Origin of the sequence: Veillonella tobetsuensis (genome assembly GCF_002959935.1) — a bacterium.
Lineage (GTDB): Bacteria > Bacillota > Negativicutes > Veillonellales > Veillonellaceae > Veillonella > Veillonella tobetsuensis.
Map to the genome: position 1 here is coordinate 43,790 of NZ_PPDF01000012.1, position 23,981 is coordinate 67,770.

Annotated in this window: 24 protein-coding genes; all 24 read left to right on the plus strand. The window is 37.2% G+C overall.

Annotated features, from left to right (window positions below; genetic code table 11):
* The first annotated feature begins 16 nt into the window (after positions 1-16).
* The 24 genes from VTHSUH11_RS06115 to VTHSUH11_RS06230 all read left to right on the plus strand — a co-directional run bounded on the left by VTHSUH11_RS06115 (position 17) and on the right by VTHSUH11_RS06230 (position 23,960).
* Positions 17-2,161, plus strand: coding sequence for a heavy metal translocating P-type ATPase (locus VTHSUH11_RS06115; RefSeq protein ID WP_105093016.1), 2,145 nt, complete (start codon positions 17-19; stop codon positions 2,159-2,161).
* Between the two features lie 145 nt (positions 2,162-2,306).
* On the plus strand, positions 2,307-2,714 hold the full coding sequence (locus tag VTHSUH11_RS06120) for a hypothetical protein (protein WP_059361840.1): 408 nt from the start codon (positions 2,307-2,309) through the stop codon (positions 2,712-2,714).
* Positions 2,707-3,546 (plus strand): hypothetical protein, encoded by an 840-nt coding sequence (locus VTHSUH11_RS06125; protein ID WP_105093017.1) that lies wholly within the window; start codon positions 2,707-2,709, stop codon positions 3,544-3,546. Before VTHSUH11_RS06120 ends, VTHSUH11_RS06125 begins: the two co-directional genes overlap by 8 nt.
* Before the next feature lie 59 nt (positions 3,547-3,605).
* Positions 3,606-4,325 carry an ECF transporter S component gene (locus VTHSUH11_RS06130; RefSeq protein ID WP_105093018.1) on the plus strand — a complete coding sequence of 240 codons (720 nt, stop codon included), beginning with the start codon at positions 3,606-3,608 and terminating at the stop codon, positions 4,323-4,325.
* A 99-nt stretch (positions 4,326-4,424) separates the two neighbouring features.
* On the plus strand, positions 4,425-4,568 hold the full coding sequence (scfA, locus tag VTHSUH11_RS06135) for a six-cysteine ranthipeptide SCIFF (protein ID WP_004693318.1): 144 nt from the start codon (positions 4,425-4,427) through the stop codon (positions 4,566-4,568).
* 165 nt (positions 4,569-4,733) lie between these two features.
* The gene (scfB, locus tag VTHSUH11_RS06140; protein ID WP_105093019.1) at positions 4,734-6,143 is read left to right on the plus strand and encodes a thioether cross-link-forming SCIFF peptide maturase; all 1,410 of its coding nucleotides are present in this window, start codon (positions 4,734-4,736) and stop codon (positions 6,141-6,143) included.
* Between the two features lie 43 nt (positions 6,144-6,186).
* On the plus strand, positions 6,187-8,484 hold the full coding sequence (gene hypF / locus VTHSUH11_RS06145) for a carbamoyltransferase HypF (protein WP_105093020.1): 2,298 nt from the start codon (positions 6,187-6,189) through the stop codon (positions 8,482-8,484).
* Positions 8,485-8,604: 120 nt separating this feature from the next.
* Positions 8,605-8,856 carry a HypC/HybG/HupF family hydrogenase formation chaperone gene (locus VTHSUH11_RS06150; RefSeq protein ID WP_059361845.1) on the plus strand — a complete coding sequence of 84 codons (252 nt, stop codon included), beginning with the start codon at positions 8,605-8,607 and terminating at the stop codon, positions 8,854-8,856.
* On the plus strand, positions 8,816-9,934 hold the full coding sequence (gene hypD / locus VTHSUH11_RS06155; protein ID WP_181143916.1) for a hydrogenase formation protein HypD: 1,119 nt from the start codon (positions 8,816-8,818) through the stop codon (positions 9,932-9,934). The genes VTHSUH11_RS06150 and hypD overlap by 41 nt, the downstream gene beginning before the upstream one ends.
* Positions 9,935-10,942 carry a hydrogenase expression/formation protein HypE gene (gene hypE / locus VTHSUH11_RS06160; protein ID WP_059361847.1) on the plus strand — a complete coding sequence of 336 codons (1,008 nt, stop codon included), beginning with the start codon at positions 9,935-9,937 and terminating at the stop codon, positions 10,940-10,942.
* 190 nt (positions 10,943-11,132) lie between these two features.
* A complete protein-coding gene (locus tag VTHSUH11_RS06165) occupies positions 11,133-11,579 on the plus strand; it encodes a hypothetical protein (RefSeq protein WP_059361848.1) in 447 nt (148 codons plus the stop codon).
* A 114-nt stretch (positions 11,580-11,693) separates the two neighbouring features.
* Positions 11,694-12,824 (plus strand): hypothetical protein, encoded by a 1,131-nt coding sequence (locus VTHSUH11_RS06170; RefSeq protein WP_105093022.1) that lies wholly within the window; start codon positions 11,694-11,696, stop codon positions 12,822-12,824.
* 18 nt (positions 12,825-12,842) lie between these two features.
* Positions 12,843-14,393: an LptA/OstA family protein gene (locus tag VTHSUH11_RS06175; protein WP_059361850.1), complete on the plus strand. Its 1,551-nt coding sequence runs from the start codon at positions 12,843-12,845 to the stop codon at positions 14,391-14,393.
* Between the two features lie 11 nt (positions 14,394-14,404).
* Entirely contained in the window at positions 14,405-15,265 is an 861-nt protein-coding gene (gene galU / locus VTHSUH11_RS06180) for a UTP--glucose-1-phosphate uridylyltransferase GalU (protein WP_105093023.1), read from the plus strand.
* Between the two features lie 159 nt (positions 15,266-15,424).
* Complete coding sequence (locus tag VTHSUH11_RS06185) at positions 15,425-15,937, plus strand: biotin transporter BioY (RefSeq protein WP_059361852.1); 513 nt, start codon at positions 15,425-15,427, stop codon at positions 15,935-15,937.
* A gap of 194 nt (positions 15,938-16,131) precedes the next feature.
* Positions 16,132-17,130 carry a nucleoid-associated protein gene (locus tag VTHSUH11_RS06190; RefSeq protein ID WP_059361853.1) on the plus strand — a complete coding sequence of 333 codons (999 nt, stop codon included), beginning with the start codon at positions 16,132-16,134 and terminating at the stop codon, positions 17,128-17,130.
* 11 nt (positions 17,131-17,141) lie between these two features.
* Entirely contained in the window at positions 17,142-17,633 is a 492-nt protein-coding gene (ybaK, locus tag VTHSUH11_RS06195) for a Cys-tRNA(Pro) deacylase (protein WP_005380842.1), read from the plus strand.
* A gap of 8 nt (positions 17,634-17,641) precedes the next feature.
* Entirely contained in the window at positions 17,642-18,307 is a 666-nt protein-coding gene (locus tag VTHSUH11_RS06200) for a ribonuclease H1 domain-containing protein (protein ID WP_105093024.1), read from the plus strand.
* 17 nt (positions 18,308-18,324) lie between these two features.
* On the plus strand, positions 18,325-19,242 hold the full coding sequence (locus VTHSUH11_RS06205) for an NAD-dependent epimerase/dehydratase family protein (RefSeq protein ID WP_105093025.1): 918 nt from the start codon (positions 18,325-18,327) through the stop codon (positions 19,240-19,242).
* Between the two features lie 11 nt (positions 19,243-19,253).
* Positions 19,254-19,532 carry a DUF1294 domain-containing protein gene (locus tag VTHSUH11_RS06210; protein ID WP_059361856.1) on the plus strand — a complete coding sequence of 93 codons (279 nt, stop codon included), beginning with the start codon at positions 19,254-19,256 and terminating at the stop codon, positions 19,530-19,532.
* Positions 19,533-19,544: 12 nt separating this feature from the next.
* On the plus strand, positions 19,545-20,972 hold the full coding sequence (locus tag VTHSUH11_RS06215) for a glucose-6-phosphate isomerase (protein ID WP_105093026.1): 1,428 nt from the start codon (positions 19,545-19,547) through the stop codon (positions 20,970-20,972).
* 17 nt (positions 20,973-20,989) lie between these two features.
* Entirely contained in the window at positions 20,990-21,979 is a 990-nt protein-coding gene (galE, locus tag VTHSUH11_RS06220) for a UDP-glucose 4-epimerase GalE (protein ID WP_105093027.1), read from the plus strand.
* A 140-nt stretch (positions 21,980-22,119) separates the two neighbouring features.
* Positions 22,120-22,785 (plus strand): hypothetical protein, encoded by a 666-nt coding sequence (locus VTHSUH11_RS06225; protein ID WP_105093028.1) that lies wholly within the window; start codon positions 22,120-22,122, stop codon positions 22,783-22,785.
* A complete protein-coding gene (locus VTHSUH11_RS06230; RefSeq protein ID WP_105093029.1) occupies positions 22,761-23,960 on the plus strand; it encodes a type II secretion system protein GspD in 1,200 nt (399 codons plus the stop codon). Before VTHSUH11_RS06225 ends, VTHSUH11_RS06230 begins: the two co-directional genes overlap by 25 nt.
* Positions 23,961-23,981: the final 21 nt, after the last annotated feature.

Consider the following 23,981-nt stretch of genomic DNA (forward strand, 5'->3'; position numbering starts at 1 on the left):
TTAGAGGATTGCACATATGTTACAATTTTCTGTAGTAAAAAAACTCAGAAATCGCTTGCATGTTAAGGTAACTGGTCATCACTTTACAGAGGCTGAAGCCGCTTATGTAGAGGATACATTACTCCTTAATGATGCAATTTTAGACGTAACCTTCTACACTCGTAGCAGTCAAATCGCCATTAAACATACTGGCGATGTTGATGCTGTGCGTGAAGCAGTGCTAGGTCTACGCGATTTAGACTTGTCCGAAGCACCTGCTTTGAACGAATATTCACCACGCTTGGTAAATAAAAAATACCGTGAAATGATGATTAATCGTACTGCACTTTACTTAGGTAAAAAAGTAGTGTTACCTGCACCGATTGCGGCAGCATGGGCTTGGTTTGACGGTATTAAATTTATCGGTAAAGCGATTAAAACATTGTGGCAACGTAAGTTAACTGTCGAAGTACTTGATGGCGTAGCTATTGGTGCTGCATTACTTCAAAAAGACTACCCTACAGCTGGCGCTGTTATGTACCTATTGGGTATTGGGGATATTTTAGAAGAATGGACTCATCGTAAATCCGTATTGAATCTTGCTCAAAGCATGTCTTTGAATGTAGATAAAGTATGGGTATTAGTTGACGATATCGAAGTGAGCAAGCCAGTTAACGAAGTTGTAGCAGGCGATCAAATTATCATTCGTCAAGGCGAAGTGATTCCATTGGATGGTGTCGTTATCGATGGTGTTGTTCTTGTTAATGAAAGCTCTATGACTGGTGAACCAGAAGCGGTTCGTCGCGATCAAGACAGTTCTGTATATGCAGGTACTGTTGTTGAAGACGGTAAAGCTATTGTAGAAGTACGTAGCACATCCAAAACATCTCGTTACGAAAAAATCGTTAACCTCATTGAAGAGTCTGAACAAATGAAATCCGGTATGGAACAACAAGCATACCGCATGGCTGATAAATTAGTTCCAATTAGCTTTATTGGTGCTGGTTTAACATACTTGTTGACTCGTAATGTGATGAAAGCATTGTCTTTCGTAATGGTTGACTTCTCTTGTGCTCTTAAATTATCCATTCCATTAGCAGTACTTTCTGCTATGCAAGAAGCATCTAAACGCGGTATCACTGTTAAAGGTGGTAAATTCTTAGAACAAATTGCACAAGCAGATATGATTGTGTTCGATAAAACTGGTACTCTTACAAAAGCAGAACCTGAGTTTGAACAAATCATCCCGTTCAACGGTCATGATGCAGATGAAATGTTGAAATTAGCTGCATGTATTGAGGAACATTTCCCTCACTCCATGGCAAAAGCAATTGTACGCGCTGCTAAGGATCATGACTTGCCTCACAAGGAAATGCACTCCGATGTAGAATACGTTGTAGCTCATGGTATTGCATCTAAAGTCGGTCGCTACCGTGTACGCATTGGTAGTGCTCACTACATCTTTGATGATGAAAAGACAAAAATTCCTGCAGATGAACAAGAAAAATTCAACAATTTACCAAATTCATCTTCCCATATTTACCTCGCTATTGGGGGTACATTAGCAGCGGTTATTTGTATTAAAGACCCTGTACGCGATGAATCTAAACAAGTTATTGCTGATTTACATGCTTTAGGCATTAAAAAGATTGTAATGATGACTGGTGACTCTAAACGCAATGCGCAACGAGTAGCTGATGAACTCGGTATCGATGAAGTGCATGCAGAGGTATTGCCAGAGGATAAAGCAGCTTATGTAAAACAAGCAAAAGCTGAAGGTTATACTGTCATGATGGTAGGGGATGGTATCAATGATTCCCCAGCTATTTCTGAAGCACATGTAGGCATCGCAATGAATGAAGGTGCTCCTATTGCACAAAAAATTGCGAATGTTACGATTTCTTCTGATAATCTACAAGCACTTGTTGACTTGCGTCGTATTTCCTTAGCGTTGATGAAACGTATTAAGGCTAACTACAATGGCATTGTTGGCTTCAATGGTGCTCTTGTAGGTGGTGGCGTACTTGGTTTCATGCCTCCAAGTCAAACTGCTTGGTTACATAACCTATTCACATTGGGTATTGGTATTGAAAGCATGACTCCATTGTTGAAAGAAGAGTCTGTAGAAGAAGCTAACGATGTACAAACTATTGATGTTTCCGCTGAATCTACAGTGGCATAGTAACATTATAATTCAATACATTGAGTTAATATGATGTAAATAAAGGACCTCTTATAGAAAATATCTGTAAGAGGTCTTTTTTTGTGGCATTTTCATGATAGGTAGTGTACAATATCAAGTGATTAATTATCTTAGGAGAACGTATATGAACACACTATTAGATATTTGTAAACGATCCCTATATATGAATCTTTTTATTGTGGCAATTCCGGTCATCTCGTATATGATTCATAATGGGTCTAGTGCTGCGGTAGCATTAGTATGGTATTTGCTACTATCCTTATGCATTCCTTGGGCATATTTATCATTTAGAACAAGTACATTCGGTAATGCTAATCGACGAATTAATCGTATTGTCTATGTAGTTGCTTGGGCGGCGATTCAATTTGGAACTTATAAATTGATATTTTTAGGTATGAATTTAGATTGGCTTTGGAGCCTACCAGCTATCGGAAGAGATATAATTTTTCTTGGAGGCATGTATGGTCAGGTTACAGTTATGCTTGTTATAGCTTACTTAATCTCACAGATATTAGGAGGTCAGAATGAATAAACAATTTATTCTGTTTACCTTAATTAGTGCATTTTTTGTAAGTGTATTTACCGCTATTTTACATCAAACGGGTTTAGGATCTCCTTATCTTACATTTCCTGTGTTATCCTTGTTAGTACCTGTAATCTTACAACGTATGCGTCAGGGGCAGTTTAGCGATTTACCTCTTTGCATGAGGTATCATACATATAGTTGGGCTATATTTACGGTTATTAATTTATTTACAACACCATTTAATGTGATGATTGATAATGAGGCTCTTATTATCTTAGTATTCTTAGGTGTCTATTTCTTTACACAAGTATTATTGGAATTGGTCGCTTTATTAATGACATTCTTCTTTAATCGAAATCATCGATGGGGAATTGTTGATGAAGCAATCGATATGTCTATTTATATTTTGCCAATTCCATTTATTTATTTGGGATCAATTTTTTATATTGACCTTACTAATCCAGTGATGCTAGCTTATTTTGGACCTACAATCAGTTTAAATTCTTTAATTGGCGAATTTGTATTTGTTCTAGTTTCTATGCTAGTATTTGTGTTTTATATGTATCCACGAAGTGGTGAATATAAGGCATCTAGATTGTTGCGTATTATTGTTACAGCAATTATGTTGTTGGCTATGAATGGGCATATATTATATGGTGGATATATTCCTGAATTTGTGAAAGCAATAGCGCCTACTATTTTCCCACTTTATCAAGGTAATCTACTAGTATTTATTACACCTGGATTATTAGAATTTACGTTTATTATCGCGTCTGTACTGATTGGTAAATTAGTAGAGGTGGGTATAATAAAAACCATTGCTAAACGCAAGGGTTGATTTTTATTTCTGGTTTCGACTCATATCCTTAAAGAATGAGAGCGGAGGAGGACTTTTCTATGAATGAAAATGTGAAGGATGGTAACCAACAGGTATCAATCCATGAACAGCAAACTGACACAATGGAGCGTAAGCAGAGTAAGGAACCTGTTAAAAAATCTAGTCTTACATTACGTGAGCTTACCATTGTAGGTTTGTTAGCAGCAATTACAATTATTTTAGGCTTATCTGGTTATGGCATTATGGCTTTGGGGCCTTTAAATGTCACAACATTACATGTACCAACCTTGATAGGGGCCCTAGTAGAAGGTCCTAAGGTAGGTGCTTTTGTTGGACTTATTTTTGGTATGTATAGTTTCTGGCAAAACTTTACAGCACCAAATATTTTGTCACCCTTATTTATTAATCCATTGGTATCAGTATTACCGCGCGTTTTATTTCCAGTGCTAGCCGTATTGGTATATAAATCACTGTGGAAGGTGCCACAAGGACCTCGTTTAATAGTTTCCGCATTCATGGGCACTATATTCCATACATGTATGGTCATGGGATTAATTTATGTACTATACTCCAATATGTTTGCAGAGGCAATGCATCTTTCAGCGGATCAAGTGTTAGGGACCATATTGATTTTGTCTGCTACGCATGGCATTCCGGAGGCCATATTTGCAGGTGTAATTGTAACACCAATTGCATTAGCTTTACGAAAAGCATTGCGTAAGGATGTACAAAAAGTAAAAAAAGAAGAACCTAATGAATCTGTTGAATTGTCTAATTAATGGATTTACTTTTATAGGTGCACTACAATTTATGTTTTACATAGTTTAAATACCTATGATAAAATAATATTAATACAATAAGTATTGAGGAGGATAATCATGGCTAAACGTATTCGTACAATCAACACTGAATCTCTACAAAAAACTGCTAAAACTGGTGGTTGTGGTGAATGCCAAACTTCTTGCCAATCTGCTTGTAAAACAAGCTGCACAGTAGGCAACCAAGTTTGCAAACAAAAATAATAAAAAGAGAGCCGATGGCTCTCTTTTTTGTTATGACTACATTACATAATGTATATGGTATATATTTATGAACACTTTCAGCACGATATACTAAAAATGTGGTACAATTATCTAGAAAGTTCTATATAGTTTAGTTCTTTCACATACACACAATTTGGAGGTACCATGTTAGAATTAAAACCAATGATCCATAAGTTTCGGATGAAAGATAGCTACTATTGTTTAGATGTAAATAGTGGTATCATTCACGTTATTGATGAACTCATTGATAAAGTATTAGATATATATGATGGCACGAATCGCGATGCGGTTCATGCTACTTTAGATAGCTCTCAAGATCCTGTAGAATTGAATGAAATCATGGATGAATTAGATGAGTTAATCGCTGCAGAGCAGTTATTTGCGCCTATGAGTACAGAGTTTAAACTTGTAGTTGGTGAGAAGCCAATTGTTAAAGCTTTATGTTTAAATATTGCACATGATTGTAATTTAGCTTGTAAATATTGTTTTGCTAGCCAAGGTGATTACGGTGGTGTAAAACGAGAATTGATGAGCTTTGATGTAGCTAAACGGGCTGTTGATTTTCTTATCCAAATGAGTGGCTCTCGTCAGCATTGTGAAATTGATTTCTTTGGTGGTGAACCTCTTCTTAATTGGGAAGTAGTAAAACAAACAGTAGAGTATATCGAACAAGAAGCTCCAAAATATAACAAGATTTTTAAATTGACATTAACTACGAATGGTATGTTATTGAATCAAGAGAAAATCGATTATGTAAACGAACATAAAATGAGCTTAGTATTGTCTTTAGATGGTCGTGAAGATGTACATAATGCAATGCGCCCAGTAGCTGGTAGTGGTGCTAATTCTTATGAATATATTGCTAAAAATCTTGTAAATGCCGTAAAACAGCGCCATGGCTTGGAGTATTATGTACGTGGTACCTATACTCATAAAAATCTTGATTTTACTAAGGATGTTATGGCTATGTCTGATTTAGGTTTTGAACATTTATCCATGGAACCTGTGGTAGGTGAAGATGGTGATTATGTACTTCGTGAAGAAGATTGGCCAGCTCTTGAAAAGGAATATGAAAAGTTAGCAGAAATATACTTAGAACGTCAAAAAGAGGGGTGGGGTGAGAAATTTAATTTCTTCCACTTCCGTATGGACTTATACCGAGGACCATGTATGGCAAAACGTTTACGTGGTTGTGGTGCTGGTCATGAATATATGGCGGTAGTACCAAATGGGGATATTTATCCATGTCACCAATTTGTAGGTAAAGAGGCTTATATTCTTGGTAATGTATATGAAGGTTTGCAAAATACAGAAATTCCAAAGGACTTCCGTAATACACATGTATTTACAAAACCTACATGTGCTGAGTGTTGGGCTAAATTCTTCTGTTCTGGTGGTTGTCACGCCAATAATATTACATTAGGTGGCGATTTAGAGACACCTTATGAATTTGGCTGTCGTCTACAAAAGAAACGCATTGAATGTGCTATCATGATTCAAGCTGAACTTGAGCAAGCTGGCATTGATGGTAGTATTCCTGTAGCTTTAGGATAAATAAGTTATAAATATTGTTATACTTTGTGTAATAGGAGCCACTATGAACACTAGATTGGAAGACAAACAAACTAATGAACGGTGGGGAATTCGATTTACAGGTATCGTACAAGGGGTCGGATTTCGACCCCTTGTTTCTATGTTGGCCCATCAATTAGGTATTAATGGATTTGTATTTAATGATGGTTCCGGTGTATATGTTGAGGCTCAAGCTGATAAAGATACATTACAATTATTTGTGGATATGATTCAAGATGAACAACCGCGATTATGTCGTATAACCCATGTCGGTATTACACCTTTGGAACCTACTGACGTAGAATGTAATGAAAAGGATGCTTTTGTCATTGCACCATCTCCTCTTGGAGGGACCGTTAACACTTTCATTAGTGCTGATACATCTCCTTGTGATAAGTGTTTAACAGAGATGAAAGAGCAGGGGCGCCGTCATGACTATCCATTTATCAATTGTACAAACTGTGGACCTCGATATTCTCTTATCAAATCTATGCCTTATGATAGAGAACGAACTACAATGGCTGATTTTACTATGTGTGAATCTTGCCATACTGAGTATGTAGATGTAATGGGGCGTAGATATCATGCGGAACCCAATGCATGTGCAAATTGTGGTCCCAGTTATCGTTTGTTAGACCGTAACGGTCAGCTGTGTGCTGTGGACAATTGTTTTGATAAAGCGAGAGAATTAATCGCCAGTGGTGCGATTATAGCGCTAAAAGGCATTGGGGGCTATCATTTGGTGTGTGATGCTACAAATGATGAGGCCGTAAAAACCTTGCGTGAACGAAAACAAAGAAAAGATAAACCTCTTGCTGTTATGGCGGGCTCCATTGATATTGTAGAGGACTTTGCTGTTGTTAGTGATGGCGACTTAGATGCGCTGGCAAATATGGCAAGACCTATCGTGCTGTTAGAGAAAAGAGATAGATCGACATTATCAATTAGTAAATTTGTAGCGCCAGATAATCATATGATAGGCGTAATGTTACCTTATGCACCTATTCATTATGTATTGGTGCCCTCAGATGCGGTATGGGTAATGACAAGTGGCAATGCTAGTGGCGATTCTGTAATTTATAAAGATGAACATGCACTTTCTAAATTACAAGGGATTGCAGACTATTATTTGATTCATAATCGTCAAATTTTTGCACCTGTAGATGATTCGATTATATCAGTTGTGGAGGACAAACCTCTTTTGATTCGTCGCAGTCGTGGGTTTGTACCTGAGCCTATTCATTGTGAATCGTTGTCTAATAAATCTGTATTAGCAATGGGGAGTGATTTAAAAAATACTTTTGCCATGAATAAGGGGCAAGAGGTTTTAATGGGCCCGCATATTGGTGATTTAGCGAGTCAGTCCACGCATGACACCTATGAGTGGACCATAGAACGGTATGAGCAGCTATTTGATGTAAAACCAGAGGCTATAGTTATGGATAAACATCCTTCTTTTTTCTCATCCAATTATGGTCGAATCTTAAGTGAAAGGCTCAATATTCCAACTATAGAAGTACAACATCATCATAGCCATATTGCATCGGTTATGGCCGAATATGATTTGAAATATCCCGTTTTGGGGATATGTTTTGATGGTACTGGTTATGGCGATGATGATACTATATGGGGCGGCGAGTTTATGTTGTGTTATGGTGCTGAATACATGCGCGTAGCACATATTCACGGGGCACCACTTCCAGGTGGTGAGAAGGCTGCCTTAGAACCGTGGCGCCAAGCTTTGTGGTATATACGAAATTATTATGGTAAGGATATACCAGAGGTTTATAAAGAGTGGACTGGTAATCTGCCTGTGGGATGGGAAATTCTTGATAAAGCACTACAGTCTGATATGCCGATGATGATGACCACTAGTGTAGGCAGGCTATTTGATGCGATTGGTTCTTTATTGGGATTGGGGAATATTCACACCTTTGATGCACAAATCGCCATCGCTTTAGAGTCTAAATGCGGCGACGAAAAAGGCCAATTATTAGATTTTAATTATGATGGGCAAGTTTTGGATTTGATGCCTACCGTACAACAGATTATGGATGGCTATGTGCATGGTGAAAGTGTATCCTCCTTGGCTGCAAGCTTTCATAAGACGCTAGCTATTGCAATATGTGAAGTAGGTGCTGATTTATGTGAGCGCTATGGCATTGATGATGTATGTATCAGTGGTGGTGTATTCCAAAATCGTAAATTATTGAATTTGTTACAACATAAATGGCATCATGGCAATTTATATGTTAATAAAAAGGTTCCCTGTAATGATGGGGGGCTATCATTAGGTCAATTATGGATTGCTCATCATACATAATATAAAGTGTTCTAGGTTACAGAAATTCATCTTCTAATTGTGATACAATAACTATATTGAAAATATTCAAATTAATGATAACAAATATAAGTTTAATTTTTATTAACTAGAGGAGGGTATATGTGTTTAGCAGTACCAGCACAGTTAATCTCTATTAATGATGCCATTGGCACCGTAGAGTTAACCGGTGCAACGCGCGATTGTAGTTTGCTTCTTGTGCCAGATGCAAAGGTGGGGGACTGGCTGTTAGTTCATGCCGGTTTTGCCGTTCAAATTGTAGATGAAGAAGAAGCGAAGGCAACGCTAGATGCCTTCCGGGAGTTGGAAGAACTTGAAGAAGCTTACTTTGCAGGAAAAACAGAAAACAGCTGATGCCTTATTGCATCGCATTAATGAACTTCATACACCTGGTGAACGGGTGAGAATTATGGAGGTCTGTGGTACACATACAGTATCCATTTTTAGAGAAGGATTGCGTCAATTATTACCAGCAGGTATTGAATTGGTGAGTGGACCTGGATGTCCTGTATGTGTAACAGATCAAGTTTACATGGATAAGGCTTTAGAATATGCCAAACGCGATGATGTCATCATTGCTACCTTTGGTGATATGTTAAAGGTACCAGGTAGTTATAGTAGTCTTAGTGAGGCACAGACACAGGGCGCACATATTCATATTATCTATACACCTTTAGAGGTATTAGAATTAAGTAAACAGAATCCTGATAAGCATATTGTGTTTCTAGCTATCGGCTTTGAAACGACGATTGCCGTAATCGGAGCTACTGTGAAAGCCGTAGCTCAGGCAGATGTGAAAAACGTATTCTTTTTGGTTTCTCATAAATTAGTACCGCCTGCATTGCGTGCCTTATTAGATCGACATATAGGGCAAATTGATGGTTTTATCTTGCCAGGGCACGTAAGTGTTATTATTGGGGAAAAACCATATGAATTTTTGCCAAATGAATATAAAATACCTTCCTGCATTGCTGGATTTGATGGAGTAGAAATACTTTCAGCTATCGTCAATATTTTGGAACAACGACAAAGTGGGCAGTTTAAAGTAGGCAATACTTATCATTCGGTGGTTATGAAGGAGGGTAATCCGGTTGCTGTGTGTGTGATGAACGAAGTGTATGATGTATGTGATGACACATGGCGCGGAATTGGTGTAATTCCAAGTTCAGGACTAACATTGAATGAGGCGTATTCCTTTTTGGATGCAGAAAAGGTCTTGCCTGTTCAGTTAGAAAAACCTTCTATGGATCCAAAGGGATGTCAATGTGGTAGTGTATTACAAGGCTTAATCAAGCCTAATGAATGTCCATTGTTTGGTAAGGCTTGTACACCTGATCATGCGGTAGGTGCCTGTATGGTGTCCGTAGAAGGTAGCTGTGCAGCTTGGTATAAATATGGTTTTTCCAGCGGTGGATTAGCCTGGGAGGATTAGATGGAACGAGTTCGTTTAGTTCATGGCAATGGTGGCCGTTTTAGTCACGAATTGACAGAACGATTTATATTAAAATATTTTACCAATGATTTGTTGGCACCTTTACATGATGGAGCTCAATTTTCTGTTCCTTCTGGTCGTATGGCTTTTACTACTGATTCCTATGTAGTACAACCTACCTTTTTCCCTGGTGGTAATATAGGTAAGCTTGCTGTATGTGGTACGGTTAATGACTTAGCTATGAATGGGGCTATTCCGCAATACCTTAGTTGTGGGCTTATTATAGAAGAAGGGCTACCTTTTGATGAATTAGAGCTAATTCTCAGTACCATGGCTGATATGGCTAAGGCTGCTAATGTACAAATCGTTACAGGTGATACAAAAGTTGTTAAAAAGGGCGAAGTAGATAAAATTTATATTAATACCTCTGGTATTGGAATGATTCCTGAAGGGATTAATATAGGGCCTAATCGGGTGAAACCTAATATGGATATCATAGTATCAGGTTCCCTTGGAGACCATTCCATAGCCGTCATGGGTGAACGTTTTGGCCTTGAATTATCAGATACGATTCAGACGGATTGTGCACCGCTAAACCATATGGTTCATGCTGTCCTTCAACAGGTGGGTTCACAAGTTGCATTGTTGCGTGATCCTACGAGAGGTGGTTTAGGTACTGTATTAAAAGAGATTGCAGAACAAAGCCAAGTCGGCATTAAGGTAAACGAATCTCAACTTGTTATTCATGATGAGGTTCAGTCTGTTTGTGATATTCTTGGCTATGATCCGTTATATTTAGCTAATGAAGGTAAATGTATTTTTGTGGTGGAGCCAACGGTGACGAATCAAGTATTAGAGATACTACATAGTTATCCTGAAGGTCGTGAAGCCACTCATATAGGAAAAACTATGGATAAGAATATTGGTAAAGTTGGTTTACAAACATCCATAGGTGGTGTTCGGCTTGTAGATTTGTTAGGCGAAGATCAAGTGCCAAGAATCTGTTGATTGCTTTATTTTAGTGATTAGTGTATAATTTTTTAAAAATACATAGTTAAAAATTAAATTGTGTAAAACTCACAATAAACTCATTGTACTTTTATATAATTTTATTATCTTTAAGTATAAGTATTTATACTTATACTAGAAACTATGTATAGAATTTGTTAAAATATAAGTATCTATTAGGAGGCTTATCATGAAAAAGAAAATTATGACTGCTGTACTAGGGATTTGTTTGACTACGACTGCATTTGGTGGTGTTTTAACCACTCAAGCTGGTGGCTTGAGCAGTATTCTTGGTGGCGCTGCTAAAATTGGTGGTGTCGGCATTTTAGTAAGCAAATTTGGTCCACAAATTGACTCTTTCCTAAATAAATTACTAAAACAAAATAATTTAAGTACTGAATATACTACAAAGGTTGTTCCTATTGTAAGTATTGGTACTAAAGGTTATATTGGTGCTGCGCAAGTAACTGGCCCTGCATCTAGTATTGAACAAGTTAAAGCTGTTGCTCAAATCGAAGGTAGCTTTAATGGTATGGTTCGCGTTAAAGGTTTAGTACCTGTAGATAGTACAAATCCAGTTGGCGCTTCCCGTGTTCAAGGTGTAGGTGTATCTGCGCTTATTGATTTGAAAATTTAATGGCCACTGAGATACTTCGTTAGAGGTACTCAGAAAATAAGCACGGTCTTAGGCCCGTGCTTATTGTGCTGTTTAACGTATACGTCCTATAGGGGATTAGTTTTGGAGGATTATATGAAGAAGCAAGTACTTACACTTTTGATGGCATCTTTGTTGACAGGCACAGCGTTTGCTGCACCTGGTACAGTAACGGAAAAAACACAAGTATTGGAAACCACTGTATATGGTGCACCTCAAGATGGTGCCGTAGTAGATCGCATTAACCAATTAGATGAAACAGTGTATGGTAACGGATTCTCTGGAAATAGTGCGACATTAAGTAAACGTGTGGATTCTTTATATGATTCTGTAGAAGGTAGTGGTACTAGTATTTCCTTACGTGAAGAAATGGATGCTCTTGAATATACTTATCAAAATAGCATTAACGACGGATCTCTTGTAGAACGTGTTGAAAAAATGGAACGTAGCGTTAATGGTAGAATTGCAAATGGTCCATTGAAAAAGCGTATTATCAGTTTGAAAACAAAGGTGTATGGTAGCAATGTAACGCTTACAAATCAAGTCGGTACATTAGCATCTGACCATGTGTTCAAAGTAATCCTCAATGATGCAGTATCTACAAAAACAAGCCATGAAGGCGATGTAATTAAATTTACTGTTGCTGAAAATGTAATGGATGGCAATGTTTTACTCGTTCCAGCTGGTACTGTTGGATCTGCAACGATTACTACTTTGAAAAAAGCACGCTCCTTTGGTCGCAATGGCGCACTAGATATTACTTTTGACTCTGTTCCTGCTATTGATGGCACAGAATTTACTGCTATCCAAGGCGATGAAGCAAAAGAAAAGACAAAGGGTGAGATTAAGGCTGCTGGTGCATCTATTGCTGGTGCTGTACTATTAGGCCCTGTTGGTCTTGTAGGTGGTGCTTTTATTAAAGGGAAAAATATTGATTACCCAGCAGGATCTACTGTATTCATTCAACCGCAAGATTCTGTCTCCATTCAAGGTCTTGTTATTGGTGGTGATGGTTTAGCTCATAGTGATGATGAGTTAGCTGATGCGGTTACTGTACCATCTACAAATACAAATGAAAGCATAGTAGATGATTCTGCAGATAGCCCTAATAATGATGTAGTTGGAAATGATGTCGATGCAGAAGATACTTCAGAGGAAGACGTGGAAGATACAAATGATACGGTCGAAAATGTATCCCAACCAATCGTTGTAGTAAAACGTAACTAATAGAGGAGTTTAGTGACCATGAGGAAACAAAGAATACAATGGCTCGTGGCAGCATGCTTGCTTTGTCTAGCCCAGCCAGCATGGGCTGCTTCAGAATCAATTACATATCAAGATAGTTTGGATAGTATATCTGAATCTTATGCAGGTGAAATTCAACAGCCGTCTACACCTGAACGCAGCAATATTCGTGTTGTTCGTCGTGGTGCTTCACCGATTACTGCACCGACAGAAAAGTTACCAACTCGTGTAGATGCAGATAAGATGACATATTCCGGTAGTACTGGCGATGTAAATGCTTTTGGTAATGTAGTGGTTACTCAAGGTAATCGCACATTATTAGCTAATCGCATTACTGGTAATACTAAGACTACAGAGTATAGGACTGCAGATGGACCATATCGCTATTTGGAAGATGGTGGTAAAACAAAAGACCTTACTGGTGATGTTATGACTTATCGTACTAGCGATCAACATTTTGATGCAGGTCATACACAAGGCTGGTCTGATCCGTATTATGTGAAGGGTCAAAACTTATCTTATGATGGGCAAACTGGTTCCATAGAGAAGGGTATGATTACGTCTAAGCATGCCATGGCATTTAAGCATACACCTGATTACCGTATTGAAGGTGAAGACATTAAAATCTATCCTGGCGATAAGGTAGTAATTCAACATCCAAGCTTTTACATCAAGAATTTTAAACTTTTTAGCTTGAAATCTTATACAAAATCTATACGTGGAGATAAACAAGGTAAAGTAAGTGCATTTTCTATTATGCCTCGTCCTATTTATAATAGTGATGATGGGTTTGGATTACGTGGTAATGCTGATATTCCAATGGGAAAATCCGGCGAAGCCTATTTTGATTATAAATGGTATTTCAAATCGGGATTTAAGCCGCAAATAGGCTATCGTCATTACCTACCTTGGGGGACTGCATCTATCGGGTATAGTAAAGTATCCAATGAATACAATGATGAAACTGTATGGGTAGAAAAAATCGGCGAATTACGTCTTGATACACATACGTACCATATTGGTAAATCTCCATTTACTGCACGTGGTGAAACAAGCATTGGTTATTGGAAGGAAGGATCTGTAAAGGGGGTCCATAAGGACTATAAGGTAGAAGTATCTCATGATCCTATCACCATTTGGAAAGATGGTACTTTGCGATTCTTCGGCGGTTATCAACGCGATTATTATGGCTATGATAAGTCGATACGTAGCATGCCGTACTGGGGCGCTCAATTCCGTACAGCTGTAGGACCTAGAGTTAATGCGTGGGTATCGTATAATCAACGCAATATTAACTATAACAACTCGCCATATCGCTTTGATAGTACAGAGCTTCCTAAGGAGCTCATCTATGGTGGTTCCTTTAAATTGACACGTCTCGATGATATTTCTGTGAGTGTTAAACAAAATATGATGAGTGGCGATGTGGATTCTATCTATTACACATACCATCGTGATTTGCACTCCTTTGATATGTATTTAACATATAAAGATTCTCATAAAAATAACAATAACCAATGGAAAATCAAATTCGTTGGTAAAGATTTCTAAGGAGCATACACATGAAGTCTATTCGTAAGGCTGTCATTCCAGCAGCTGGTTTTGGTACGAGATTCCTACCAGCAACGAAAGCACAACCAAAGGAAATGTTGCCTATCGTTGATACCCCGGCAATTCAATACATTGTAAAAGAAGCACTTGATTCTGGTATTGAAGAAATTCTTATCATAACAGGTCGTAGCAAACGTGCTATAGAAGATCATTTTGATAGTAGTGTTGAGCTCGAAGAGTTATTGCAAAAACAAGGTAAAAACAAACAGTTAGCTATGGTAAAGGACTTGGCGGATATTAAGGTTCATTTTATCCGTCAAAAAGCACCTCGTGGTTTAGGTGATGCCGTACTATGTGCTAAGGCATTTATTGGTGATGAACCATTTGCAGTATTGTTGGGTGATGACATTGTTTATAATCCAGAAAAACCATGTTTACAACAATTAATGGAGTGTTATGAGACACATCCAGGGATTATACTTGGTGCTCAATTTGTGCCTAATGATAAGGTAAGTTCTTATGGTATTGTTTCAGGAGAACCATTAGCTGATAATTTATATCGCGTAAATGGTTTAGTAGAAAAGCCAAGCGTTGATAAAGCACCTTCTAATTTAGCTGTTCTTGGACGCTATATTTTGACACCGGATATTTTTGATATTCTAGAAAATACAAAACCAGGCGTTGGTAATGAAGTACAGTTGACAGATGCTTTAGCCGCATCAAAAACAGATACTTATGCATTAGCTTATGAAGGTATTCGCTATGATACAGGCGATAAATTAGGATATCTAAAAGCTACTGTAGAATATGCCCTTCGCAATGAAGAATTAGGCGCTGCATTCAAAGAGTATTTGAAAGGTTTGAATTTATAATATATATTATATTTTATAAATCTAGCTTTACAGTGTAAGCCACCATTGATTATCAATGGTGGTTTTTGTTGTTAACTAGTCAAAATTAATTGGTTGACGATGGTTTGCTGGTTGATTATAATTTAATAGTAATAATTATAATATATAGAGAGGTAAAATATGGAAGCAAGACGTTTAACTAAAATGGCTTTACTAACGGCCTTATTATGTGTTTCAGCATGGATTTCTTTTCCATTACCATTTAGCCCTGTTCCAGTGATAGCACTAACTTTAGTGGCTACACTAACAGGATTAATGTTGGAGCCGAAGGACGCATTAATGGTATTCTTAGTATATATTTTATTAGGCCTTATAGGGGTTCCCGTATTTGCTGGTGGTACTTCTGGATTAACTAAATTATGGGGGCCTACAGGTGGCTTTATTGTTTCTTGGCCAATAGCATATACATTGTTGAGTGTTTGTAAAGGTAAGTCTCGAAGCTTTTTCTCTTATGCTTGGCGTTCTATTGCTATAACAATTCCTGTAGTATATATTTTTGGTGTTGCTGGATTTATGCTTGTTACAGGAACTCCACTTTGGGCTGCATTAACCGCTGCAATGTTCCCTTATATTCCTGGAGATATTGTAAAATGCTTAGTTGCTGCTTGGTTAGCCACTAAAATTAAAATCTAATACTATAACAAGGGAGGTGTTAACAGGCACCTCCTTTGTTGTATTAAGAGGATATATAATTACTTTCTCTTAATTTATGAACATAAATATAGGTGTTTAAATTATGTCTAATTATTGATCATTCAAAAATAGACAAAGAATTGCTAAAAGAATGGTATAATAAAGAGTAATATTTTTATTCTTTAGGAGTTATCATGCAAATTAATAAAGCAGCCTTAGAGATTTTTGATTTTATATCATCTTTAGCGGTCTATTCTGAACATGAATTAAAAATAGGTGAGCAAGACATACATGACTATATTGCAGGCCATGTAACGAAAGCTTTTAAAGATCCTGGTGCGAGAACAGGGACATTACATGCACATAGCCCTATGGGAAAGCGAATCGGTGAATATAAATCTGGTGAAATCGCCTTTGTTACGTTAGCAAAAGAGTTAGGGGAGAAGACCTTTGACTATATGAAACAAGCCACAGTAGGTGTTGTCATTGATACTATCGTATGCGATGTGGTGACAGATACATCCTATATTTGTATGCTTTTATGCCAAGCTCACGATGCATTTACCCACCAATTATTTAGTGAAGATGATGGTTCCCTAGCCACCGAGCTTGTACCTCATAAGGCAGTATTACCGATGCCTACACAAAAATTACGTGCTTTTGTATCAATAAATACAATGGATTTATCTGTTCGTATTTTTGAACCAAAAGGTGAATATGACGGTGAAGTTTGTTACATCTTAGCAGATAAGGTGTTACAACTCGGTACAGATCAATCCTCTAGAGATACTGTTAAAAAGGTAAAAACCATTATAGATAAGGTGGCTCAAGCACACGAATCCGATGGCGTAGCAGAGCTGACAATGGCGAAATCTATGATTGCTAAAAATGCGGAAGTATCTGATACAGTTAATCCTATTCGCATTGTAGAAGAAGTGTTTAAATCTAATCCTATTCAACAAGAAGCTGCGAAAAAGGAGTTAGCTGAACAAGATATGATGCGACCTTTACCGGTAAATCGTGAATTTGCTACGAAAGTAGGCGAACATCATAAGATTAAAACCGATACTGGCATAGAAATTTCGTTCCCTGTAGAATATATGCAAAATCGGGAGTTTATCGAAATTAAAACTAATGATGATGGTACTTTACGCATTGAATTAAAGAATATAAATAAAATTGTTAATAAATAGGAGGCTCTTGTATGAGTAAGGAAAAGCATAAAAAAACAAATGCATTACGCATATTAGATACTCATCACATAGCATATACGATTGATGAATATGAATGGTCTGAAGAACGAGGTCAGGGTGTTCATGTAGCTGATGAACTAGGTCTTGATGAAAAAGAAGTATTTAAGACTTTAGTTGGCAAGGGTGATAAAACAGGATATGTAGTATTCTGTATTCCTGTAGCTGAAGAACTAGATATGAAACAGGCTGCTCGTGTCAGTGGTAATAAATCAGTTGAATTAATTCATGTTAAGGACTTATTAGGTATAACTGGCTATTTACGGGGTGGTTGCTCGCCGGTAGGTATGAAAAAGCTATTTCCTACATATTTTGATGAAACGATGCAAGCTCAAGAGGCTGTATATGTTAGTGCTGGTTTACGAGGCATGCAGATGCATGTTAATCCACAAGATTTACAATCTGTAGTAAATGCTGAATTTGTACCGCTTACCATGAAGCATTAGGAGGTTGTATGGCGAAGAAATTTTATGCTGTAAAAGCAGGCCGTACGCCAGGCATTTATGAAACTTGGACTGATTGTGAAAAACAGGTTAAAGGCTTTGGTGGGGCTATTTATAAATCCTTTCCTACTAAAGTAGAAGCTCAAGCTTTCATAGGCGATGAAGGGATGAGTATTGGTGACTATTTATCGTCATCGAAGGTATCTAGTAAAAAACTTACTACTGGAGAATCTATAACACCTGACTTTTCTGAACCAGATCATTTAATTGCTTATATTGATGGTAGTTATGATAAATATAATCAGTCTGTAGGTTCAGGTGGTATTATGTTTCTAAATGGAAATAAAGAAACATTTTCATTCGGTACCCGGGATGCAAAATATACAGAATTTTGGAATGTGTCTGGAGAGCTATTAGCGGCCAAGCATGTTATGGAATATGCTTTAACTCATGGGATTTCTAAGTGTTCCTTATATTATGATTATATGGGGATTGAAATGTGGGCCACGAAGAAGTGGAAACGAAATAATATATTAACCAATGAATATGCAGCATTTTGTGAACGTATATTTCCATATGTAAAAGTATACTTTCACAAGGTACATGCTCATACGGGTGATACATATAATGAAATGGCTGACCAACTCGCAAAGGCAGGGGCAGCGATAGGAAAATAATCTAAAAGGGGAAAACAATGCGCGTTTGTGTAACGGGGGGCGCCGGATTCATAGGGTCCCATCTAGTCGATCGACTCATAGCATTAGGTCATACAGTATTGGTAATAGATAATCTCACAACAGGGGTACGAGAATTTGTTAATCCAAAAGCAGTATTTATAGAAATGGATGTACGAGACGCTAACATAGAATCTATTTTTGCAGATTTTAAACCTCAAGTAGTATTTCATGAAGCGGCACAAACGATGGTACCTGCATCTATGGAAAATCCTAAGATGGATTGTGATGTAAATTTACTAGGCTTGGTTAATATACTTGAAGCATCTAGAAAGCATAAGGTAGAACATTTTCTTATGCCATCCTCTGCTGCAGTATATGGGGATCTTGATACATTACCGCTCACAGAGGATATGATAGGGAAACCAACATCGTTTTATGGACTAACCAAGTTAACCGGTGAAGGCTATTTGCGTATTTATGAACAAGCCTTTGGTTTGAAAACAGTATGTTTTAGATATTCAAATGTATATGGACCGCGTCAAGGTGATGGTGGTGAAGGTGGTGTAATTAGTATTTTTACCCGCCTCATTAATGAAGGTCAGGGGCTTACTATATTTGGAGATGGTGAGCAAACTAGAGATTTTATTTATGTAGATGATGTAGTAGAGGCTAATATTAAAGCCATGAATCATCCGGAATTAACAGGGGTCTATAATATCTCTACCAATACGAGTACATCTGTTAATAAATTGGTGAGCTATTTTAAATCTATTAGTAATAAGGATCTTCTAGTCTATTATGAGGCGGAACGAACTGGGGATATTCGTCACTCTAGACTATGTAATCAAAAGGCTAAAGTTGATTTTGATTTTCTTGCTACAGTTGATTTAGAACGTGGATTGAGAGATACTATCTCATATTTTAAGGGGAAATAATATATAGGATTATGAGTGAAACGTCTTTTCTAATTACTATGGCTGTATGGAATTGTATTGTATTTTGTATATATGGATACGATAAGTTTTCTTCCATTAAGGGATATGAACGCATTTCTGAATTCACATTGTTATTTTTAGCATTTGCTTATGGCGGTCTTGGCGCATTGTTAGGCATGGTAGTTTGTAATCATAAAACGGCAAAACTAAAATTTAAGTTATTGATTCCCATCGCTATTCTTTGGACCGTATTTGGTATTGGTTATGGATATGGTTGGATAGGTACATAAAGGAGATTCTTGATGTTACAGTTAGATTCTGGCTTTGAATTAGATTATAGTAATATCTATAATGAAAGCTGCATACAGGCAAGAGACATACAAAACTTTGAACGGGCCATTCAAAATGTATGGCGTCACACCAATATTTTGAGATCTACAGGGTATGAAGAAGGGCATCTATCTAAAGATGGTCAACCAGAACCAATTTTATTTTATCAATTACCTTATATTTCAGAAGATGGTATAAATACACCAGAAATGATGAATCGATTGCATTGCTTACGTGAGTACGCTCGTGAGAATATCGATACGGTTATATCTATTGGTATTGGTGGTTCTTACTTAGGGAGTAAGGTTATTTTTGATGTACAATGTGGTTCATTTTGGAATAACTATACTGATGAAGAACGACAAGGCTACCCTAGATTTTATTTTGCTGGGTTTAATGTTGATGGCCCTTATTTAGAAGGACTTATTAAAACTTTAATATCTCAAGCCAATGAAAAGGGAAAAGATTACAAGGTTTTACTTGTAGTTACATCAAAATCTGGATCCACAATCGAGCCAATGGCAAATTTTATGATTCTTCAGAAAGCACTTGAAGATCATCATATTAACTATGAGGTTACTGTTGTAACAGAAACAAATGATGATGCACATCCTACCATTCTTCACGATATGGCTATTAAGCATCAATGGAGAACATTCTCTGTGCCCTATGGTGTAGGAGGCCGATTCTCCGTTTTTACTGAGGTAGGATTCGTTACAGCGGCTCTTGTGGGATTTGATATTGAAGGATTTTTAGCTGGTGCTGCATCGATGGATATGGCTTGCCAAGAAGAGGATGTTTATAAAAATCCTGCACTATTTAGTGCATTATTAAAATATATTGCATCTGAGCGATATGGACGTATTATAGAGGTATTCATGCCTTATGGTGAGTCTCTACACTCTTTATCCGATTGGTATGTGCAGCTCTTATCCGAATCATTAGGTAAAATGAGTAATACCTGTCTTCCTTATGGACGTACACCTGTTCCTGCAGTAGGCACGATGGATATGCACGCTCAAGTGCAAGAACACCAAGAGGGGCGACTTAACAAGGTAGTTCAATTTATTAAGGTAAGAGATTGGAATACATCATTGGTTGTTCCTAATTTATATAGTGAGTACGACAAACTTGATGCAATTGGTGATATTCCTATTAGTGATATTTTAAATAGCGCACTTGATGCAAATCGTGAGGCCCTATCTATAGATAATCGGTTCAACATGACCATATCTGTACCAACATTAAATGCATTTCATTTAGGGGAAATAATGTTTATGCATTGTTGGGCTGTTTATTTTGAATCTATTTTGGCTGGTGTAGATGCATTTGATCAACCTGGCGTTGAGGTGTATAAGCGTCTCATCGGTCCAAAGCTTCAAACAATAAAACAATCGTAGTTATTATGGGGGTGTGTATGAATATTTTAGTTACAGGTGATGCTGGTTACATAGGTAGCCATACGGTTAGAGCATTAATACATGCTGGTTTTACACCTATCGTAGTTGATAATTTTTCACGTGGTCATCGTAATGCGATTCCTAGTGACGTTAAGGTTATAGAATTAGATATTGCAAATCCTAAAATCATTAATGTCTTAAGAGATAATAATATAAAAGGTATTATGCATTTTGCTGCACATTCTCAAGTTGGAGAATCTATGATAAATCCATCGATTTATTATGAGAATAATGTTGTAGGCTCTTATCGACTTATAGAGTCAGCTCGGCAGGCAGGTGTACAACACTTTGTATTTTCAAGTACAGCAGCGGTTTATGGTGAACCTGAAGTAGTGCCAATTGTAGAGACATCTAAATTACAACCAACTAATGTATATGGTAGAACCAAATTGATGATTGAAGATATGCTACATGATTATAGTTCTATCTATGGCTCAACATATGTAGCACTACGTTATTTTAATGCTGCAGGTGCTGATGAAAGTGGTGAGATTGGTGAAGATCACTCTCCTGAAACACATCTGATTCCCTTGGTGTTAGAGACGGCTTTGGGAAAAAGACCTCACATTACAGTTTTTGGAACTGATTATGATACGATTGATGGCACTTGTATTCGTGATTATATTCATGTCACTGATTTAGCATCAGCTCACGTTTTAGCTATGAATTATCTTGTTGGCGGAGGAGAATCTAGAGTTTTTAACTTAGGAAGTGGCAATGGCTTTTCTGTAAAAGATATTATAGATACAGCTAAAAATGTGACTGGTATTAATATTCCTGTTGAATATGGTGAGCGTCGGAAAGGAGATCCAAGCACATTAATTGCTTCCTCAGACTGTATAAAAGATATTTTAGGATGGAATCCAAAACATAGTGAGTTATCACAAATTATTAGTGATGCATGGCGTTGGCATCGTTTGCATCCATCTGGTTACGATGACATATAAAGTTAAAAGCATACAGTTTATGATTTGTAAAGGACACTAATAGTCACGGGGGTGACTATTAGTGTCCTTTTTTTATAGGTATAAGTGTTGCATACTGATGTTAGGTATTAATCTAAGACATATGAAAGGAGTTTTTATGAATGCATATTAATCAGCTTTTACAAGATAAATTTATTCAGTATGTAACTCAATATAAACGATATAAAAAAGGGATACTCATATTAATTTTATTAGGTTTAATTGTTTTTGCCTGGAGTGTATTTCACATACCAGAGGAGAACCATATCCCGATGGAGTCCCAGTCAAATGTAGTGTCTAAATCAGCTGAAGATAAAAATGAAGCAAAATTACTATATAATACGGGAGATACATTAAGAGGGTTTCCCTGGCGTGAAGTGTTAGGTGATTCAAAGGCTATGAATGGTTTAGCTCCTTTACAAATGCTTGATAATGAGACTATAGATGATGGTATGAGTGAAATGGTTAACAAAGGAGAGTTATCAGATTCTAAATCTAAGTTACATTCAAATAGTAAGAAGAAAGAAAAGCAAGAACGGAAAGCAAATACGGCGGATAAAGTAGGTACTAAGAGTATCGAATCAAAATACAATACACAAAAATCAGTTCATGTTAATGGTATTGTCCGTGGTCCTAAATCATCTGTTATTGTAAGTGTTGGTTCGAACTCAAGCGTTGTCATGGAGGGGGAGTCCTGGCAGGGCATCAAGATAGTTAGTGTGGATGAAAATTGTATAACCCTTGATGAAGGAGGAAATGTACGATGTGTAGTTATTGGCGAATTATGATAGTACTGTTGATTTGGTGGGTAGTAGGAAATCCGTATATGAAGGCAGAGGAACCAGTCCAATTACAAGCGTCTAATGCTACTGAACACGCATATAGTATGACCGTGAGTAAAGCGTCTTTGGCTAATGTTGTGGAGGCAATTAGTCGTAGTTATAAAATTGATATACTTGGTATCGATACATTGGAAGGTACTGTGACAGGAAATATATATGGTAAATCACCGTTGGAGATGTTACAGCGCTTAGGCGATATGTATCATTTTGATATACAAAATGAACAGGGCATAATTACTGTTATTGGGCATTCTGGTGTAAAGGAACATCGTCATGTTATGGTAGTGGAGCCAAATGTAGCATCAGCAAGCTCCTTGGAATCGGTAATAAAAACAGTAGTGCCTAATGGAAAATTTGCAATTCATAAAGAAACCAATCAGTTAGTATTCAATATTACTGGCGATGAGGAAAAAGGAGTAAAATCAGTTATTCAGGCTATTGATCGTGATGTAAAACAGGTCCGGTTAGAGGCTACAATTATGGCTATGGAACATTCTTATACAAAGGAAACCGGATTTCGGTGGTCTTGGTTGAGTCTAACTGGACATGGCAGTGATAAGACTCATTCTTATGGGGCCATTACATTTGGTAAGGCGCCAGATGGTGAAGCATACAAGTTCTTTGTAAAACCTGAGTTGAGTTTATTAGAAACAACAGGGAAAGCGGTTGTGATTGCAACACCATCCATTATGGCTCTAAATGGAGAAGAAGCACATATACTAATTGGTGAAAGAATTCCCGTAGTGGAGGAAACTATATCTAATGGGGAAAGAAAGCAATCCATTCATTATGAAGAAGTAGGTATAAAATTAGATTACACGCCTATTGTTACAAAAAATGGCAGTATTGATACATCAATACGAGCAGAGGTGAGTTCACCTATTATGGTATCTGAATTGAAATCTTATAAAATTACAACTAGACAGGCACAGACAAGAGTGCGATTACAACCGGGCGAAGTATTAGTCATTGGTGGTCTAATGGATAATCGAGATCAAAGACAGATGGAGAAGATCCCATTACTTGGAGATATTCCTTTATTAGGAAAATTATTTAAACATAGTCGAAAGACGAAGGATAGTGTGGAAATGATCATTTTTGTAAAGGCGACTGTGGTATAATAATATTTACTGAATGATAAA

Bases quoted from the DNA above. Each gene is read 5' to 3' on its own strand.
- VTHSUH11_RS06115 (WP_105093016.1), top strand. From the start codon at position 17: ATGTTACAATTTTCTGTAGTAAAAAAACTCAGAAATCGCTTGCATGTT.
- VTHSUH11_RS06120 (WP_059361840.1), top strand. From the start codon at position 2,307: ATGAACACACTATTAGATATTTGTAAACGATCCCTATATATGAATCTT.
- VTHSUH11_RS06125 (WP_105093017.1), top strand. From the start codon at position 2,707: ATGAATAAACAATTTATTCTGTTTACCTTAATTAGTGCATTTTTTGTA.
- VTHSUH11_RS06130 (WP_105093018.1), top strand. From the start codon at position 3,606: ATGAATGAAAATGTGAAGGATGGTAACCAACAGGTATCAATCCATGAA.
- scfA (WP_004693318.1), top strand. From the start codon at position 4,425: ATGGCTAAACGTATTCGTACAATCAACACTGAATCTCTACAAAAAACT.
- scfB (WP_105093019.1), top strand. From the start codon at position 4,734: ATGTTAGAATTAAAACCAATGATCCATAAGTTTCGGATGAAAGATAGC.
- hypF (WP_105093020.1), top strand. From the start codon at position 6,187: ATGAACACTAGATTGGAAGACAAACAAACTAATGAACGGTGGGGAATT.
- VTHSUH11_RS06150 (WP_059361845.1), top strand. From the start codon at position 8,605: ATGTGTTTAGCAGTACCAGCACAGTTAATCTCTATTAATGATGCCATT.
- hypE (WP_059361847.1), top strand. From the start codon at position 9,935: ATGGAACGAGTTCGTTTAGTTCATGGCAATGGTGGCCGTTTTAGTCAC.
- VTHSUH11_RS06165 (WP_059361848.1), top strand. From the start codon at position 11,133: ATGAAAAAGAAAATTATGACTGCTGTACTAGGGATTTGTTTGACTACG.
- VTHSUH11_RS06170 (WP_105093022.1), top strand. From the start codon at position 11,694: ATGAAGAAGCAAGTACTTACACTTTTGATGGCATCTTTGTTGACAGGC.
- VTHSUH11_RS06175 (WP_059361850.1), top strand. From the start codon at position 12,843: ATGAGGAAACAAAGAATACAATGGCTCGTGGCAGCATGCTTGCTTTGT.
- galU (WP_105093023.1), top strand. From the start codon at position 14,405: ATGAAGTCTATTCGTAAGGCTGTCATTCCAGCAGCTGGTTTTGGTACG.
- VTHSUH11_RS06185 (WP_059361852.1), top strand. From the start codon at position 15,425: ATGGAAGCAAGACGTTTAACTAAAATGGCTTTACTAACGGCCTTATTA.
- VTHSUH11_RS06190 (WP_059361853.1), top strand. From the start codon at position 16,132: ATGCAAATTAATAAAGCAGCCTTAGAGATTTTTGATTTTATATCATCT.
- ybaK (WP_005380842.1), top strand. From the start codon at position 17,142: ATGAGTAAGGAAAAGCATAAAAAAACAAATGCATTACGCATATTAGAT.
- VTHSUH11_RS06200 (WP_105093024.1), top strand. From the start codon at position 17,642: ATGGCGAAGAAATTTTATGCTGTAAAAGCAGGCCGTACGCCAGGCATT.
- VTHSUH11_RS06205 (WP_105093025.1), top strand. From the start codon at position 18,325: ATGCGCGTTTGTGTAACGGGGGGCGCCGGATTCATAGGGTCCCATCTA.
- VTHSUH11_RS06210 (WP_059361856.1), top strand. From the start codon at position 19,254: ATGAGTGAAACGTCTTTTCTAATTACTATGGCTGTATGGAATTGTATT.
- VTHSUH11_RS06215 (WP_105093026.1), top strand. From the start codon at position 19,545: ATGTTACAGTTAGATTCTGGCTTTGAATTAGATTATAGTAATATCTAT.
- galE (WP_105093027.1), top strand. From the start codon at position 20,990: ATGAATATTTTAGTTACAGGTGATGCTGGTTACATAGGTAGCCATACG.
- VTHSUH11_RS06225 (WP_105093028.1), top strand. From the start codon at position 22,120: ATGCATATTAATCAGCTTTTACAAGATAAATTTATTCAGTATGTAACT.
- VTHSUH11_RS06230 (WP_105093029.1), top strand. From the start codon at position 22,761: ATGTGTAGTTATTGGCGAATTATGATAGTACTGTTGATTTGGTGGGTA.